Origin of the sequence: Listeria sp. ILCC797 (assembly GCF_900186185.1) — a bacterium.
Classification (GTDB): Bacteria; Bacillota; Bacilli; order Lactobacillales; family Listeriaceae; genus Listeria; species Listeria goaensis.
Map to the genome: position 1 here is coordinate 84,587 of NZ_FYBS01000001.1, position 16,519 is coordinate 101,105.

The following is a 16,519-nucleotide window of genomic DNA, read 5'->3' on the forward strand; positions in this document are numbered from 1 at the left end:
CAAGGAATGAAAATGATAGTTCAGAAATTTGGCGGGACGTCGGTGCAAAGTCCGGAAACACGCGAAATGGCATTTAAGCACATTAAACGTGCCGTTTCTGACGGCTACAAGGTCGTTGTGGTTGTGTCAGCAATTGGGCGTTACGGCGATCCTTATGCGACTGATACGCTACTTGAATTGATTGGCGCTAAAAAGACGAAGCTTTCAAAACGTGAACAAGCTATGCTGCTTTCTGTTGGGGAAACAATTTCCTGTGCAGTTTTTACGAACATGTTGAAGGAATCTGGCGTGTTGGCAGAAGGGTTTTCAGGTGGGCAGGCTGGTATTCGCACGACGCCTAATCATTTGAATGCGAAAATCTTGGAAGTGGACACCGAACGAATTACAGCTGCTTTAGAAAAAAATGATGTTATCGTAGTTGCAGGTTTTCAAGGCGTTGATGAGCATCATGATGTGACGACGCTTGGTCGCGGCGGTAGTGATACGTCTGCTGCGGCTCTTGGTGTTGCGCTTCGTGCGGAATATGTCGATATCTTTACGGACGTCGATGGCATGATGACAGCAGACCCGCGCATTGTCGAACACGCGAAAAGCTTACGGCAGGTGAGCTACAATGAAGTGTCCAACATGGCATATCAAGGGGCGAAGGTGATTCACCCGAGAGCTGTTGAGATTGCGATGACAGCAAAAATTCCGATGCGCATTCGCTCCACTTATTTGGACGGAGAAGGCACGCTGGTCGCTAGCGGAGAAGCAGGGCACTTTGATGTGAAGGAGCGCCTCGTAACAGGCATTGCTCACGTAACGGATTTAGTACAAGTTTCCGTGCAAACAGATGCCAAAAGAACGCAGGAATCAGCTTTTGCACTTTTAGCAGACGGCGGAATTAGCCTTGATTTTATCAATATTTCGGCCACGAATATCGTGTTTACCGTTCCAGAAGAAAAAAAAGAAACCGTTGAAAAACTTTTAAAAGCAAAAGATTTTTCGGTTATGTCTAAAACGGAGTGCGCGAAAGTTTCAATTGTTGGCGCGGGCATAACAGGAGTACCAGGTGTCACAGCGAAAATTGTACGCGCACTTGCCCAAAAAGGCATTCAAATTTTACAATCCGCAGATAGCCATACGACCATCTGGGTTTTAGTCAGCGAAGACGATTTAATTCCAGCAGTTAATGCTTTACATGATGAATTTTGTCTTGATTTTGAGTAATTCCCTACTATTTAGGAGGAATAAAAATGAACTTTGGGAAAGTGATTACGGCGATGGTAACGCCGATTCATCCAGAAAAAAATGTAGTCTGCCGCAAACGAATTCATGCTTTAGTGAATTACTTGATTGAAAATGGAACGGACGCGCTTGTTGTTTCAGGAACAACGGGCGAGTCACCAACTTTAAGCCACGATGAAAAAATCAAATTGTTTACAGAAGTGGCGAAAGCAAATGATGGACGCGCGAAACTAATTGCAGGTACAGGATCAAATAATACCGACGAAACAATTCGGTTCACAAAAGAAGTGGCCGACCTTGGCGGCTATGACGCCGCACTAATTGTGGCGCCGTACTACAATAAGCCAAATCAAGATGGGCTTTATGCGCATTTTAAAGCAGTTGCTGAAAATTCGCCGTTGCCGGTGATGATTTATAATATTCCGGGTCGTTCTGTCGTTAATATCGAGCCAGAAACCATCATTGAACTCGCGAAATTAGACAATATCGTTTCTGTTAAGGAATCCAGCGGGAACTTAGATAATATTTCCAAAATTATTGAAGAAACAGCAGCTGATTTCTCCGTTTATAGCGGAGATGATAGCTTGACGTTGCCTATTTTAGCTGTTGGCGGGCACGGCGTGGTATCTGTTCTTAGCCATGTAGCGGGTCCTGAAATGCAAGAAATGATTCATTCGTTTGAAAATGGGGAAGTGAGAAAGGCGGCCGCGATTCATCGGAAGTTGCTTCCGCTCATGACTGGTATTTTTGCCGTTCCAAACCCAGCTCCAACGAAGTTTTTACTACGAGAATTAGGGGTTGATGTTGGCCCTGTTAGACTTCCTCTTGTCGATTTGAATGCTGTGCAAGCGGAAAAATTACAATCTATTTATAAACAAGCGAAAAAAAGCTAAAGGAGGTTTCCGCTTTGACAATTAAAAAAGCGAAACAGATAAAAATCATTCCTCTTGGTGGAGTGGCTGAAAGCGGAAAAAACATGTATGTGGTAGAAGTGGACGATGAACTTTTCGTCCTTGATGCGGGGCTGATGTTCCCAGAAGATGAATTGCTCGGCATCGATGTGGTCATTCCCGATTTCCGCTATTTGGAGGAAAATAAGGACCGTGTTAAAGCGATTGTACTATCGCACGGACATGAAGATGCGATTGGCGCCTTACCGTACTTACTTCAAAAAGTAAAAGCGCCAGTTTACGGGACGGAGCTTACGATTGAACTTGCGAAAGCTTCTGTAAAAGAGTATAAAAAAGTGCGCTTTAAAAATTTCCACGTGATTGATGAAGATAGTGTCATTGAATTTAAAAAAGCAAATATTCGTTTCTTCCGGACAACACATACGATTCCTGATTCCGTTGCAATCGTTGTTGATACTAGTGAAGGCGCGATTGTTTACACAGGAGACTTTAAAATTGATCAATCGGCGAAAGATGGCTATGAAACAAGTTTGAGTGCCATTGCTGATATTGGAGAGTCGGGCGTTCTCGCGCTTCTTTCCGACAGTTCTGAAGCGGAACATCCTGGGACAACTTCTAGCGATAGCGACATTGAGGAAGAAGTGCGTCACGCTTTCCGCACAGCAGAAGGACGAATCATTGTGGCATGCGTAGCCTCAAACGTCATTCGCTTGCAGCAAGTTTTAGATGCTTCTGCCGCAACAAAGCGTAAAGTCGTTATTGTTGGAAAGGAATTGGAACGAGTAGTAGAGATAACAAGACGCCTTGATAAACTTATTGTCGAAGATGATTTGATTATTTCTCATAAAGACATGAAGAAATACAAAGATCATGAAATTACGGTGATTGAAACTGGGAATCTAGGCGAGCCCATTCAGTCGCTGCAACAAATGACAAAAGGTAACCATCCGCAGCTTAACATTAAAGCGGGCGATACGGTTTATGTCACTACGACACCAAGTCCTTCGCTTGAAACGATGATGGCGAAAACAATGGATATGCTTTACCGGGCGGGCGCTCGTGTTCTGACAATGAGTCGCAATTTATTCATTTCTGGTCACGGGAGTCAAGATGATTTAAAATTGGTCTTAAACTTGTTGAAACCGACGTATTTTATTCCCGTTCACGGAGAGTATCGGATGCTCATTAGTCATGCTAAATTAGCTTATAGTGTCGGCATTCCGAAAACGAACGTTTTTGTCGCTGGGAAAGGCGATGTGGTAGAATATAAAGCAGGCAAAATGACAATGGGCAATCGTGTTTATGCTGGCAATACGCTCATTGACGGTTTAGGTGTTGGCGATGTTGGTAACATTGTCTTGCGCGACCGCAAATTGCTTTCAGAAGATGGTATTTTCATTGTGGTTGTAACATTAAACCGCAAATCGAAAACAATTGTGTCGGGTCCTGAAATTATTTCGCGTGGCTTCATTTATGTGCGCGAATCGGAACATTTGATTGAGGAATCGGCCAAAGTGGTGAGCAAAATTGTTTTAGACAACTTACAAGAAAATGAATTTGAATGGGCGAAACTAAAACAAGATATTCGTGATAAATTAAATCGTTATTTGTTTGAGCAGACTAAACGTAGACCGATGATTTTACCGATTATTATGGAAGTTTAACAAAACTGCAAAGCCAGCGATGGTTTTGCAGTTTTTTGCCTCCCTGTTCAATAAATGATATGATAAACACAATATTTCATTAAAAAAGGAGACATAATATGGTATTTTGGATTTTTGGTGGAGTCATCTCCTTTATCTTATTCATTATAGGAGTGGTCATCCTCTTTTTCCCGAAAAAAAGAAAAGTGGGTGCCATTATTCTTGGAAGCAGCACGGTTTTGATGATTGCTTCGATAATTGGAATTATTGTGGCGTTTAAGAATTTCCAAGACGTGCAAGATAGCGTGCGCAATTTCTCAATGACCAATGATTCAGGGGAAAGCTCGGCAACGGAATCGAAAACATATCCTGTGAATTTTAAGCAGACGGACAACCAAATTGAAAGCAAGATTACGAGTATCAAAGTGGAGAAAAAAGCGATTTATTCTTCGCTTGAAGACAAAGAATTGCCGGGAAGTGTGACGGTAGCGCTTGAAATCACGAATCATGGGGACAAGAAAGTGACCACATATCCGAATCAAGGGGAATTGAAGACACCGAAAGAAAGTGTGAACGGCGGCGATATGCTCCTTTCAACTTTCGATGATAGTGAAATCGAAAAAGGAAAAACGATTTCTGGTGAGCTAGTTTTCCCGATTAGCAAAATTGATAAAGTCAGTGATATCAAGTGGATTTCTTTATCATGGCTTTCTTATGTGGGCGATTCGCTTTCGCCTATTACGATAGATACGGGTCAAATTACTTTAAAATAAGAAACGGGGCAGATGATGGATTATATCAATTGGATTCGTTCAAAAGTAGGGCATGAAAAAATTATTTTGACATTCGTTGTAGGCGTTATTGGGAACGGGAAAGGTCAGATTTTAATGCAACGCCGCGGAGATAGCAACCTTTGGGGATTAACGGGTGGGGCAATGGAACTTTCTGAGAAACCTGAAGATACACTTCGACGTGAGATTTTTGAAGAAACAAGTATCGAAAAGTTTTCGGTTAGGGACTTTCAAGGTGTTTATACGACGCTTGAACAGCACTATCCAAATGGTGATGTTGCGCAGTGCATCGATTTAGTCTATCAAGTTGTTGTATCAGAAAACGTTGATTTAAGCTTTAACAATGAAGAAACGTTGGAACTGAAATGGGTGGGACAAAACGAGATTCCGCCGCTTTTCAATCCAACGCATATGGAAATTATTGAAGATTACTTTAAAAAAGCGTGAATCCAGTTGGATTCACGCTTTTTTATCAGTCATTCACTTGCATGACTTCTGCTAAATAGCCGTCATAACTAATTTCTTTATTGTAGAAATTATCTTTAGAAAGGTTCACAATTCGCGTTGCTATACTTTCAAGTAGTTGATGGTCATGTGAAGCTAAAATCATCGCGCCTTTAAAGCCAAGTAGGCCGTTATTTAGAGCGGTAATCGACTCCAAGTCCAAGTGGTTAGTAGGCTCATCAAGCAGTAGTACGTTGGAACCTGAAAGCATCATTTTCGACAACATACAGCGTACCTTTTCGCCCCCAGAAAGTACTTTCACTTTTTTAAGCACTTCGTCACCGCTAAAGAGCATGCGTCCAAGGAAGCCGCGCAGGAACGCTTCGGAATCGTCTTGCGGAGAATATTGGCGCAGCCATTCCACGAGATTTAGATTGTTTTCTGTGAAAAACTCAGAGTTATCTTTCGGGAAGTAGCTTTGGCTTGTTGTCACGCCCCAGCGGAAAGTCCCGGAATCCGGCTCCATTTCACCAGCTAAAATCTGGAATAGCGTCGTTTTCGCAACTTCATCGTCACCAACGAGCGCCACTTTGTCATCGCGATTAATCGTGAAGGAAACATTATCTAAAACCTTAACCCCGTCAATCTCTTTGGTTAAATTTTCTACGGTTAGGAGGTCATTGCCGACATCCCGGTCAGGCTTAAATTGAATGAATGGATAGCGCCGACTTGATGGCTGAATATCTTCTAGCGTAATCTTTTCAAGCATTTTCTTACGGCTAGTCGCCTGTTTTGATTTGGAGGCATTCGCACTGAAACGCGCAATGAAGTCCTGAAGTTCTTTCATTTTCTCTTCTTTTTTCTTGTTGCGGTCGCTCATCATTGTTTGCGCCAGTTGGCTCGACTCATACCAGAAATCGTAGTTTCCGACATAGAGTTTAATTTTGCTGAAATCAAGATCGGCAATATGCGTACATACTTTGTTTAAAAAGTGACGGTCATGCGATACGACAATAACCGTGTTCTCAAAGTTGATTAGAAACTCCTCTAACCAATGAATCGCCCGAATATCCAAGTGGTTTGTTGGCTCATCGAGTAGCAAAATGTCAGGTTTACCAAATAAGGCTTGTGCAAGTAACACTTTCACTTTTTCAGAACCTGTTAAGTCTTTCATCATTTTACCGTGAAGTTCAGATGGAATGCCAAGACCGTTTAAAAGGACAGCTGCATCTGGCTCAGCTTCCCAACCGCCAAGCTCACCAAATTCGCCTTCGAGTTCAGCCGCACGGATACCATCTGCATCGCTGAAATCCGGTTTCATATAAATTGCGTTTTTCTCTTCCATGATGTCATAAAGCGTTTTATGCCCCATAATGACGGTGTTTAAAACGAGTTCATTATCATATTGGAAATGGTCTTGTTGAAGCACAGCAAGGCGCTCGCCAGGCGTGATATGCACATTTCCTGATTGCGAATCCACTTCACCTGATAGAACTTTCAAAAATGTCGATTTACCGGCCCCGTTTGCGCCAATTAAACCGTAACAATTACCTGGTGTAAATTTAATCGATACATCTTCAAATAGCTTTTTATCGCCATATCGAAGTGCGACGTTATTCACTGTTAACATTATTTTCCTCCTATAAAAAAGCACATTATCCCTATTTTACCATGCTACCGCTCGTAAATAAAGCTTTTCACGTGTTATACTAAAAAAAGAGGTGGGGCAAATGGAATTTGAATTAGAACGAATAAAATGGGTTGCCTTTTGCGAGTCCTTACAAGGAGCAAAACTGACTTTCCCGTTTGGAAAAGAAGCAAGCGTAATGAAAGTTGGCGATAAGATGTTTGCGCTTATTCATCGTCACCAAGATATTCTGTTCATTAGCGCAAAATGTGAGCCTGAACGGGCGGAACGTCTAAAGGAAGAGTATCAGGCGATTGTGCCGGGCTATCATTTGAATAAGACGCACTGGATTTCGGTGATGATTTCGAGCGATTGCGATGTGCCAGATGAACTGCTTTCTGCCATCTTGGAAAATAGCTATAAGCTGGTTTTTGCGAAGCTTAGTAAGCGAAAACAAAACGCGGTGCTATTTTCAGGAGAAGAATAGGGTTTACTTTTTTTCTTGGCATGGTATAATAGGTTTTGTTAAGAATTTCATATTACGTTACCACAGGGGGGGCTTTAAGCTGAGATTGAGTGTTTCACTCTGACCCTTTGAACCTGTTCGTTAATACGAGCGTAGGGATTGTGGCGATTGCATTTTTCATATTGAAAACTGCTTTCTTCTGCGGTGCGTGTATGTCCAAAAGAAGAAGGGAGTTTATTTTTTATGGCAAACAAACGTTTAATTGTTTTACTGGAATGTGCAATTTTTGCAGCGATTGCGATGATACTAAGTTTTATACCACTTGATATCGGTTCGAGCTTTTCGATTTCGCTCGGCATGATTCCCATGTATGTAGTAGCAATTCGAAGGGGCTTTTTAGCTGCTGGATTTGCTGGACTTCTATGGGGGGTGCTTCATTTTTTAACAGGAAAAGCTTATATTTTAATGTGGAATCAGGCGCTCATTGAGTATGTTCTTGCTTTCGCTTTCATTGCTTTTTCTGGAATTTATTCTAAAAAAATCAGAGCCTTCTTAACTGAGAAAAACTTTAAAAAAGCCATCACTTTTGCGTGGGTGGCGATGTTTGCGGGAGGTATTGCTAGGTATTTCTGGCATTACCTTGCTGGTGTTCTATTTTGGGGAGCGTATGCATTCGCTGGTTGGAGTGCCCAACTTTTCTCCATTGTAATGAACGGACTAAGCTGCCTTGCGACAATAGTTGTTTGTGGCTTGGTGATTACCGTGATGATGAAAATGAAACCGCAGTTGTTTCTGCCGAAATAAATTAGGAAACTCCTTGTAGCGCCATCTACAAGGAGTTTTATAGTGCTTAGAAGTTAGATATGTTGCGTTTTGCTAGGCACAAGTATATACTTTTTATATAGTCTCCTTATAGATAGTTCTATAAGGATTTTTTGTTTAGACGCCTAGAAAATAGGGAACTTGACTAAAGATTGGTTAAAATAGAAATACATATGGAGGTGTTCTTCGTGTTAAAGTTTGAACACGTTACGAAGACGTATAAAGGTGGGAAAAAGGCGGTTAGTGACTTAAACCTGAATATTGAAAAGGGTGAATTTATTTGTTTTATCGGACCAAGTGGTTGTGGGAAAACGACTACGATGAAAATGATAAATCGTTTGATTGAACCTTCTGAAGGTAAAATTTTCATTAACGATAAGGATATTTTACAAGAAGATCCAGTAAAACTTCGCCGTTCAATTGGGTATGTGATTCAACAAATTGGTTTAATGCCGCATATGACGATTCGCGATAACATCGTTTTAGTCCCAAAGCTTTTGAAGTGGTCGGATGAAAAGAAACATGAACGCGCTAAGGAATTGATTAAACTGGTCGACTTGCCAGAAGAATATTTAGACAGATATCCATATGAGCTTAGCGGTGGACAGCAACAGCGTATTGGCGTACTTCGTGCCTTAGCAGCTGACCAAACGCTCATTTTAATGGATGAACCGTTTGGGGCACTTGACCCGATTACGCGTGATGCACTTCAAGAGGAATTTAAAAGCTTGCAGCAGGAACTTGGAAAGACAATTATTTTTGTGACGCATGATATGGACGAAGCTATCAAACTAGCGGACCGAATTGTCATTATGCGTGACGGAAAAGTTGTACAATTTGATACACCAGATGAAATTTTGCGTAATCCTGCTGATTCGTTTGTTGAAGATTTCATTGGAAAGGATCGCTTGATTGAGGCACAACCGAATGTAACAATCGTTAGTCAAATTATGAATCCAAAACCAGTTTCCATTACGGCAGATAAATCTTTACAAGCTGCGATTCAACTTATGAAGGAGCGCCGAGTAGATACGCTTCTTGTTGTTGACGAACGCAATATTTTGAAAGGTTTTATCGATGTCGAGCAAATTGATTCTAACCGACGAACAGCAACATCTGTTGTGGATATTTTGGAAAAAAATGTATTTTACGTGAAGGAAGACGCGCTGCTTCGTGACACCGTGCAACGGATTTTAAAACGTGGCTATAAATATGTGCCCGTTGTAGATAACGATAAGAAACTCGTTGGGATTGTAACGCGAGCAAGTCTTGTTGATATGGTTTACGATTCTATCTGGGGCGATGATGATATGGCTTCTACTTCGGAGGAAAAGAAAGGCGAAGAACTTGCGCACAGTAGTCAGGGGGGAGAATAATGGATGCGATTACGCAATTTTTCCAAGAAAATGGGCATAACTTGCTTGTTCAAACTTGGCAGCATCTTTACATATCGCTTGCCGCTGTTATTTTAGGCATCATTGTGGCTGTTCCTGTCGGCATCTTGCTGACGCGTTCACCGAAAGTGGCGGATTTTGTAATCGGCGTTGTGAGTGTCTTGCAGACTGTCCCTTCGCTCGCGATTCTTGCGTTTATTATTCCAATTTTAGGTGTTGGAACATTCCCTGCGATTATCGCACTATTCATTTATGCGCTCTTGCCAATTTTACGGAACACGTTTATTGGCGTGCGTGGTGTGGATAAAAACTTAATTGAATCAGGGCGCGGCATGGGTATGACAAGTTTCCAGCTTATTATAAATGTGGAAATTCCCAATTCGATTTCCGTCATTATGGCGGGCATTCGGCTATCGGCTGTGTATATCATTGCATGGGCAACGCTCGCATCATATATTGGTGCCGGTGGGCTAGGCGACTTTATTTTTAACGGTTTAAATTTGTATCGCCCAGATTTAATTTTAGGCGGTGCAATTCCAGTTACGATTTTGGCGCTGCTCGTTGAATATTTCCTCGGTAAGCTCGAAAATGTGTTAACACCAAAACCACTTCGCGATGCGAGAAACAACGGTTAGGAGGGACGGAAAATGAAAAAAATTACAACTTTAATAGCTGTTTTATGTGCGTCTTTCGTCCTTTTAACAGGCTGTTCATTACCTGGTTTAGGCGGGGGTTCAAGCGATACCATTCGAATTGGTTCGATGTCGACAACAGAATCGCAAATTGTTGCAAATATCGTGAAACAAATGATTGAACATGACACGGATTTAAAAGTAGAAATGGTAAATAATTTAGGCTCATCTGTCGTGCAACACCAGGCGATGATGAACGGAGATGTGGATATTACCGCGACAAGATACACGGGCACGGATTTAGTTGGCCCACTTGGCGAAGAGCCGATTAAAGATCCAGAAAAAGCGCTTGCGGCAGTTCAAAAAGGCTTCGAAGATAAATTTCAGCAAACTTGGTTCGATTCATATGGATTCGCGAACACATACGCATTTATGGTGCGACAAGACACCGCTAAAAAATATAATTTAAACACGATTAGCGATATGCGTCCGGTTCAAAACGAGCTTACAGCTGGGGTAGATAATTCTTGGATGGAACGTGCCGGTGACGGGTATAAAGCTTTTTCAAAGGAATACAACATCGACTTCAAAAAAATATTCCCGATGCAAATTGGTTTGATTTATACGGCGCTTAAAAATGACCAGATGGACGTGGCGCTCGGTTACTCCACAGATGGACGGATTCCAACCTATGATTTGAAGATTTTAGAGGACGACAAAAAATTCTTCCCGCCATATGACGCGTCACCTGTAGCTACAGACGAGATTTTAAAAGAACACCCAGAACTTAAAACAACTTTAAACAAACTGGTTGGAAAAATTTCGACAGAAGAAATGCAGAAGTTAAACTATCAGGCTGACGGTAAATTGAAAGAACCGTCTGTTGTTGCAGAAGAGTTTCTTCAAAAAAATAACTATTTTGAGGATGAAGGCAAATGAATACGTTTAATCAATTAATCGACTATTATGCGACCAATGGGGCATATGTGGCAGAAGCTTTTTGGCGACACTTTTTGATGAGCATCTACGGTGTGCTTTTCGCAAGTATCGTGGCGATTCCACTTGGCATCTATATCGCGCGTAAACGCCGTCTTGCCAATTGGGTCATTCAAATTGCGAACATCATTCAAACCATTCCAGCGCTTGCAATGCTCGCTGTCTTAATGCTGATTATGGGACTTGGCACAAACACCGTCGTACTCTCACTCTTTTTATATTCACTATTACCTATTTTAAAAAATACGTATACGGGTATACAAAATGTAGATGGCGCTTTGCTCGAATCAGGCAAAGCCATGGGGATGACAAAATGGCAAGTTTTACGCATGATTGAGTTGCCACTCGCACTTTCCGTCATTATGGCCGGCATTCGTAACGCACTCGTTATCGCGATTGGCGTTGCAGCCATCGGAACATTCGTAGGTGCTGGGGGACTAGGCGATATTATCGTTCGGGGGACAAATGCGACCAATGGAACAGCCATTATTTTGGCTGGCGCTATTCCAACCGCGCTCATGGCTATCATCGTCGACCTCGTACTCGGATTTATCGAACGTTCGCTAAATCCTGTTAAAAATAAAAAGAAAAAACTTACAGAAGCACTTTAGAAACAAACTGGCAAATGTGGTGTACGTCTAGCTACATTTGCCTTTTTGGTACAAAAAGAGGAGGGATGCTTTTGAAAAAGGAAAAGCAAGCTTGGCGCCGCAAAGAATCAGACTCGTCACTAAGCGAAGTGAACAACACCGTTAAAGTACCTCAAAATGCCACTTTTTTTAGAAAACTTCTTGCGTTTATGGGCCCAGGGGCACTGATTGCCGTCGGCTACGTAGACCCAGGGAACTGGGCAACGAGCATTGCCGGCGGATCTGAGTTTGGCTACACACTCCTGTCAGTCATCCTCATTTCAAACCTCATGGCGATTTTATTACAGTCACTTGCCTCCAAACTTGGCATTGTCACCGGCCGCGATTTAGCCCAAGCCTCACGAGATAGCTTTCCAAAAGGCGTGTCATTCGTTTTATGGATTTTAGCAGAATTAGCCATCATTGCAACCGATATAGCAGAAGTCATTGGGAGTGCCATCGCATTAAATCTCCTTTTTGGGATTCCACTCATTTGGGGCGTCTGCATTACATCGCTCGACATCTTTCTTGTTTTACTCTTACAACATCGTGGTTTTAGATACATCGAAATTATCGTCATTACGCTGATGGTAACCATTTTAGTTTGTTTTGGCATTGAACTTATCATGAGCCATCCAGATATGGCCGCAGTTGCGAAAGGGTTTGTCCCTCAAAAAGAAATCGTTACGAATCCAGCAATGCTCTATATCGCGCTTGGAATTCTAGGAGCAACTGTCATGCCGCATAATCTTTATTTACATTCCTCTATTGTGCAAACAAGACAGTATGAACGAAACTTAAAAGGCCGGAAAGAAGCCATTAAATTTTCATTTATCGATTCTACTTTTTCGTTAACAATGGCTCTTTTCATTAATGCCGCTATTTTAATTTTATCGGCGGCCGCGTTTTATTATACTGGGCATAGGGAAGTTGCTGGGATAGAAGATGCATATAAATTGCTTGATCCAACACTTGGAAGCAGCATTGCGAGTACGCTTTTCGCAGTGGCGCTACTCGCATCTGGGCAAAATTCGACGCTTACAGGAACGCTAGCAGGACAAATTGTGATGGAAGGCTTTCTGAATATACGTTTAAAACCATGGCTACGAAGACTGCTTACGAGACTATTAGCCATTATTCCAGCCGTCATAGTAACAGCGCTTTACGGAATAGAAGGAACCAATGATTTACTCATTTTGAGCCAAGTTATTTTATCTATGCAATTATCATTTGCTGTTATCCCACTCGTTTTATTTACAGGAAATAAAAAGAAAATGGGAGTATTTGTGAATGCCAAATGGTTGCAAATACTATCATGGACAGTGGCCATTTTCATTGCATTGCTGAATATTTACCTCCTCATTCATACATTTGTTTAACGATAATAAGATTATGTAAACTATAAATTAGAAACATCTTAATATTTTCCCTCGAATTTTTCACCTAGATTCGTTATAATTAAATTATCAGAATAAGCGTAGTAAAGGTGTTGATTATAATGGCTAGCAAAATGTTGAAACCACAGAAAAAACTTTTAGAGCAAGACCATGTGTTACCTTATAAAATAGATGCACAAGATCAATTATTTCAAGTTGTCATTTTTACAAAACTAGGAAAGATCTCCGGCATCACAGTGCTAAGAAGTGAAGATGAATTAGCCAGCCGAGAAGAGGCTCTAGCGGTTGTTCAAAAATTACAGAAGTACAATTTTTATTTTGAATATTTGACAAAGCGGGCAAGTATTGTGAAAGAGCGGGACAGTATTGTGGCCGAACGAATTGAACAAGCTCAACTCATTTTAAACAATAACGTTCTGTTTGGAGAAGAACTTCAGCCGACAATCGACCAACTTAGTTTGGCTCTTGAAGTATACAAACAACAGCAACATAAAATGGATATTTATCAAGAAGATATTGCGTTACTTAATGAAAAAATTAAAGAACAAGGGCTTATTAAACCAGAAGACTGGAAATCAGCAGAAGATTTATCGATTGCTTTCATGAAGGCTGCATATGCACAAACCATTTATTTAGAAGCAACAAGAGAAAATCGGGTGGCACTTGCAAAATGGTATCATAGCCATCAAAAACAACTCCCTTCTGAAGAACGAAAAGCGCTTGCTAAAATGGTAACCGTTTTAAGCGATACAAATGGCGGTTTAGTCTTTGATCAAATTATTTCGCTACTTCCACTTGTAGAAGAAGGGCTATTAATTGATAAAACAAACCCGCTACCAAAACGTGCACAAGAGTTTAATATGGAATACGAAGCACATTGTCGCTTCTATAAACCAAATACGAATAAAATCATAGAACTTATTCGAAATGAATGAGAAAAACGGATACTAAAAGCAATGAGCTCTTAGTATCCGTTTTTTTATTTTTTAAGAATGTTTTCTTTGATTAAAAAGGCACGTGCGACTTCTTCGGCAGATTTTCCATTTACATTAACTTCATAGTTCATTTTCCGCATTTCGTCATCCGTAATTTTGCCAGCAAGCTTATTGAGTGGCGCCCTAATTTCTGGGTACTTCTCAATCGTTTTAGTTAGCATTAGCGGAGCACCTTGATAAGGCGGGAAAAATTGTTTATCATCTTCTAAAACTTTCAATTTATACTGCGCGAGCTCACTATCTGTTGAATACGCATCAAGCAAATTAATATCATTCGCTAAAATAGCATTGTAACGCAGTTTTGGTTCCATCGTTTTGACATTATCAAATTGCAGGCCGTACGTTTTTTGAATGCCTTTATAGCCATCATCACGGTCATTGAATTCCAACGTAAAACCAGCTTTAACAAGATTTTGGACGCCAGATAAATCGGAAATTTTCTGCAAATCATTTTGTTTCGCGAAATCATTTGACACCGCGAGGGCATACGTATTGTTGTATTGCATCGGTTTTAAGTAAGTCATGTTAAATTGCTTAGCAAGTCCGTCCCGTGCTTGTTCGTACACTTGATTCGCGTCATGCGATTTAGCAGGGTCGTTTGTAAAGGTTTCTAAAACGGTGCCAGTAAACTCAGGATAGATATCGATATTGCCGGATTTAAGCGCGTTAAACAAGAAACTGGTTTTTCCCATATTTGGCTTTAAATTCACCGTTAAGTCCGTTTCATCTTCAATGACTAGCTTATACATATTGATGAGTATTTCTGGCTCTGCACCAAGTTTACCTGCAATGGTAATTTCCTTTTTGTCGGTCGTGAAGAGCGGGACAATAATTAGGGCAGCAGTCAGCAGGACGCCGATAGACACCGTTATAATTGTGCTTCTGAAACTGGCTTTTTCCAAGAAGCGTAAGAGGACATCAAATAAAATCGCGAGAAGCGCTGCGGGAATGGCTCCGAGCAAGATTAAACTATTGTTGTTGCGGTCGATTCCGAGCAGGATTAAATCCCCGAGTCCACCAGCACCAATTAGCGCAGCAAGCGTTGCGGTTCCAATAATTAGTACCATCGCCGTGCGAATGCCGGCCATAATAACAGGCATGGCAAGCGGCAGCTGAACTTTGTAAAGGCGGCGCCATTTGTTCATTCCCATTGCACGCGATGCTTCAACGAGAGCCGGGTCGACTTCATTGATCCCCGTGTATGTATTTCGCAAAATCGGGAGAAGCGCATAAATAACAAGCGCGATAATCGCTGGAACAATCCCAATTCCAACAAGCGGAATCAAAAGACCAAGAAGAGCTAAAGACGGTATGGTTTGAAAAATAGCCGCGACTTGGATAATCGGTTCAGCTATTCGCTTATGTCGAGTTAAGTAGATGCCAAGCGGGAGGGCAATTAAAACCGCAATGAAAAGGGAAATGAATGAAATTTGAATGTGCTGAACGAGCGCCGTCCAAAGAACATCTTTTCTTTCAACGAACGTATTAATGAGCGTATTCATTTCGCATCACCAACCTGTTCTAATTGACTAGCTAAAAACTTCGTCAAATCTTGATGTGTCACAACATAAGTTTTCCCGTCATCATTTTGAATTTGCACCGCATTGTTCCCTGAAAGTGCCACAATCATTTCGCTAATCGCCGCATCGCTTTTTAAAACAGGTAAATTTGGCGTATTTTTTTCCTCTATAGTTAAAAGCTCTATAATATCTTTGGCTTTTTTATTTTCAGGCAATAGATGAGGCTTCGCAATATTTCCAGAATCAAGGAAATGTCTAACAAAATCATTTTTCGGGTTTTTGAGAATATTAGACGGCGTATCACATTGAACGATTTCTCCGTCTTGCATGAGGCAAATTCGGTCACCAAGTGCCAGAGCTTCTTGCATGTCGTGTGTCACGAAAACAATCGTCTTTTTAATTTTCTTTTGAAGGAGAGAAATATCTTGTTGTAATTTTTGACGAGTGATAGGATCAAGTGCGCTAAATGGTTCATCCATTAAAATGATACTGGGGTCGGCTGCTAGTGCTCGCACAACACCAACACGCTGCTGTTCGCCGCCTGAAAGTTCTTTCGGTTTACGGTCGCGATAAGATGCTGGATCAAGGCCAACCATTTCAAGTAGTTCTGTTGTACGGTTATAAATCTTTTCTTTGTCCCATTTTTTAAGTTCTGGTACAATCGCGATATTTTCAGCAATCGTCATATGCGGGAAAAGGGCAATTTGTTGTAATACATAGCCAATATCAAAGCGAAGCTCATGAATATTGTAGTCACTAATACGTTTTTCGTCGATGTAAATCGTTCCAGTAGTAAGTGGAATGAGACGATTAATCATTTTAAGTGTTGTTGTTTTTCCACAACCACTCGGTCCAATGAAGACAAAAAATTCACCGTCTTTTATATCTAAGTTAAGTTTATTAACAGCAACGTTATCGTCAGTATAGTTTTTAGTGACATCTTTAAAGCGTATCATAAGGGCCTCCAATCTTTTAAAACAAAAAAGCGAATATTTGTTCCCACAATTTACCATTTTTTTTTA

16 protein-coding genes and 1 riboswitch are annotated in these 16,519 nt (G+C 41.1%); of the genes, 13 read left to right on the forward strand and 3 right to left on the reverse strand.

Translation table 11 applies throughout. The features are described 5' to 3' along the window. Positions 1–6: 6 nt before the first annotated feature. The 5 genes from dapG (at position 7) to BN1609_RS00465 (ending at position 5,022) form a co-directional block, all read left to right on the forward strand. Positions 7–1,212 carry an aspartate kinase gene (gene dapG / locus BN1609_RS00445; protein ID WP_088840391.1) on the forward strand — a complete coding sequence of 402 codons (1,206 nt, stop codon included), beginning with the start codon at positions 7–9 and terminating at the stop codon, positions 1,210–1,212. A gap of 26 nt (positions 1,213–1,238) precedes the next feature. Beyond that, complete coding sequence (dapA, locus tag BN1609_RS00450) at positions 1,239–2,123, forward strand: 4-hydroxy-tetrahydrodipicolinate synthase (RefSeq protein ID WP_088808970.1); 885 nt, start codon at positions 1,239–1,241, stop codon at positions 2,121–2,123. A gap of 14 nt (positions 2,124–2,137) precedes the next feature. Continuing rightward, the gene (locus tag BN1609_RS00455; protein ID WP_088825182.1) at positions 2,138–3,805 is read left to right on the forward strand and encodes a ribonuclease J; all 1,668 of its coding nucleotides are present in this window, start codon (positions 2,138–2,140) and stop codon (positions 3,803–3,805) included. Between the two features lie 98 nt (positions 3,806–3,903). Further along, positions 3,904–4,557 carry a DUF4352 domain-containing protein gene (locus tag BN1609_RS00460; RefSeq protein ID WP_088808968.1) on the forward strand — a complete coding sequence of 218 codons (654 nt, stop codon included), beginning with the start codon at positions 3,904–3,906 and terminating at the stop codon, positions 4,555–4,557. 15 nt (positions 4,558–4,572) lie between these two features. Then, a complete protein-coding gene (locus BN1609_RS00465; protein ID WP_088838765.1) occupies positions 4,573–5,022 on the forward strand; it encodes an NUDIX hydrolase in 450 nt (149 codons plus the stop codon). Between the two features lie 25 nt (positions 5,023–5,047). Here BN1609_RS00465 and BN1609_RS00470 read toward each other — a convergent pair whose 3' ends face one another. Further along, complete coding sequence (locus tag BN1609_RS00470) at positions 5,048–6,649, reverse strand: ABC-F family ATP-binding cassette domain-containing protein (protein ID WP_088808966.1); 1,602 nt, start codon at positions 6,647–6,649, stop codon at positions 5,048–5,050. 100 nt (positions 6,650–6,749) lie between these two features. Here BN1609_RS00470 and BN1609_RS00475 point away from each other — a divergent pair, with 100 nt between their 5' ends. The 8 genes from BN1609_RS00475 (at position 6,750) to BN1609_RS00510 (ending at position 13,917) form a co-directional block, all read left to right on the forward strand. Then, positions 6,750–7,133, forward strand: coding sequence for an MmcQ/YjbR family DNA-binding protein (locus tag BN1609_RS00475; protein WP_088808965.1), 384 nt, complete (start codon positions 6,750–6,752; stop codon positions 7,131–7,133). Between the two features lie 55 nt (positions 7,134–7,188). Next, positions 7,189–7,289: riboswitch (TPP riboswitch) on the forward strand. A gap of 66 nt (positions 7,290–7,355) precedes the next feature. After that, positions 7,356–7,916, forward strand: a complete 561-nt coding sequence (gene thiT / locus BN1609_RS00480; RefSeq protein WP_088840392.1) for an energy-coupled thiamine transporter ThiT — start codon at positions 7,356–7,358, stop codon at positions 7,914–7,916. A 206-nt stretch (positions 7,917–8,122) separates the two neighbouring features. Beyond that, on the forward strand, positions 8,123–9,310 hold the full coding sequence (locus tag BN1609_RS00485) for a betaine/proline/choline family ABC transporter ATP-binding protein (protein WP_088808963.1): 1,188 nt from the start codon (positions 8,123–8,125) through the stop codon (positions 9,308–9,310). Beyond that, positions 9,310–9,963, forward strand: coding sequence for an ABC transporter permease (locus tag BN1609_RS00490; RefSeq protein ID WP_088808962.1), 654 nt, complete (start codon positions 9,310–9,312; stop codon positions 9,961–9,963). The genes BN1609_RS00485 and BN1609_RS00490 overlap by 1 nt, the downstream gene beginning before the upstream one ends. Positions 9,964–9,975: 12 nt before the next feature. Further along, positions 9,976–10,899, forward strand: a complete 924-nt coding sequence (locus BN1609_RS00495; RefSeq protein WP_088808961.1) for an osmoprotectant ABC transporter substrate-binding protein — start codon at positions 9,976–9,978, stop codon at positions 10,897–10,899. Continuing rightward, positions 10,896–11,567 (forward strand): ABC transporter permease, encoded by a 672-nt coding sequence (locus BN1609_RS00500; RefSeq protein ID WP_088808960.1) that lies wholly within the window; start codon positions 10,896–10,898, stop codon positions 11,565–11,567. Before BN1609_RS00495 ends, BN1609_RS00500 begins: the two co-directional genes overlap by 4 nt. Before the next feature lie 65 nt (positions 11,568–11,632). Continuing rightward, positions 11,633–12,964: an Nramp family divalent metal transporter gene (locus BN1609_RS00505; RefSeq protein ID WP_088808959.1), complete on the forward strand. Its 1,332-nt coding sequence runs from the start codon at positions 11,633–11,635 to the stop codon at positions 12,962–12,964. Positions 12,965–13,083: 119 nt separating this feature from the next. Next, on the forward strand, positions 13,084–13,917 hold the full coding sequence (locus BN1609_RS00510; RefSeq protein ID WP_088808958.1) for a hypothetical protein: 834 nt from the start codon (positions 13,084–13,086) through the stop codon (positions 13,915–13,917). Between the two features lie 44 nt (positions 13,918–13,961). On the opposite strand, the gene BN1609_RS00515 is transcribed toward BN1609_RS00510, so the two are convergent. Both BN1609_RS00515 and BN1609_RS00520 read right to left on the reverse strand, forming a co-directional pair. After that, entirely contained in the window at positions 13,962–15,479 is a 1,518-nt protein-coding gene (locus tag BN1609_RS00515) for an ABC transporter permease/substrate-binding protein (RefSeq protein ID WP_088840393.1), read from the reverse strand. Continuing rightward, on the reverse strand, positions 15,476–16,453 hold the full coding sequence (locus BN1609_RS00520) for an ABC transporter ATP-binding protein (RefSeq protein ID WP_088808956.1): 978 nt from the start codon (positions 16,451–16,453) through the stop codon (positions 15,476–15,478). The genes BN1609_RS00515 and BN1609_RS00520 overlap by 4 nt, the downstream gene beginning before the upstream one ends. Positions 16,454–16,519 lie beyond the last annotated feature (66 nt).

Bases quoted from the DNA above. Each gene is read 5' to 3' on its own strand.
- dapG (WP_088840391.1), top strand. From the start codon at position 7: ATGAAAATGATAGTTCAGAAATTTGGCGGGACGTCGGTGCAAAGTCCG.
- dapA (WP_088808970.1), top strand. From the start codon at position 1,239: ATGAACTTTGGGAAAGTGATTACGGCGATGGTAACGCCGATTCATCCA.
- BN1609_RS00460 (WP_088808968.1), top strand. From the start codon at position 3,904: ATGGTATTTTGGATTTTTGGTGGAGTCATCTCCTTTATCTTATTCATT.
- BN1609_RS00465 (WP_088838765.1), top strand. From the start codon at position 4,573: ATGGATTATATCAATTGGATTCGTTCAAAAGTAGGGCATGAAAAAATT.
- BN1609_RS00470 (WP_088808966.1), bottom strand. From the start codon at position 6,649: ATGTTAACAGTGAATAACGTCGCACTTCGATATGGCGATAAAAAGCTA.
- BN1609_RS00475 (WP_088808965.1), top strand. From the start codon at position 6,750: ATGGAATTTGAATTAGAACGAATAAAATGGGTTGCCTTTTGCGAGTCC.
- thiT (WP_088840392.1), top strand. From the start codon at position 7,356: ATGGCAAACAAACGTTTAATTGTTTTACTGGAATGTGCAATTTTTGCA.
- BN1609_RS00490 (WP_088808962.1), top strand. From the start codon at position 9,310: ATGGATGCGATTACGCAATTTTTCCAAGAAAATGGGCATAACTTGCTT.
- BN1609_RS00495 (WP_088808961.1), top strand. From the start codon at position 9,976: ATGAAAAAAATTACAACTTTAATAGCTGTTTTATGTGCGTCTTTCGTC.
- BN1609_RS00500 (WP_088808960.1), top strand. From the start codon at position 10,896: ATGAATACGTTTAATCAATTAATCGACTATTATGCGACCAATGGGGCA.
- BN1609_RS00505 (WP_088808959.1), top strand. From the start codon at position 11,633: ATGCTTTTGAAAAAGGAAAAGCAAGCTTGGCGCCGCAAAGAATCAGAC.
- BN1609_RS00510 (WP_088808958.1), top strand. From the start codon at position 13,084: ATGGCTAGCAAAATGTTGAAACCACAGAAAAAACTTTTAGAGCAAGAC.
- BN1609_RS00515 (WP_088840393.1), bottom strand. From the start codon at position 15,479: ATGAATACGCTCATTAATACGTTCGTTGAAAGAAAAGATGTTCTTTGG.
- BN1609_RS00520 (WP_088808956.1), bottom strand. From the start codon at position 16,453: ATGATACGCTTTAAAGATGTCACTAAAAACTATACTGACGATAACGTT.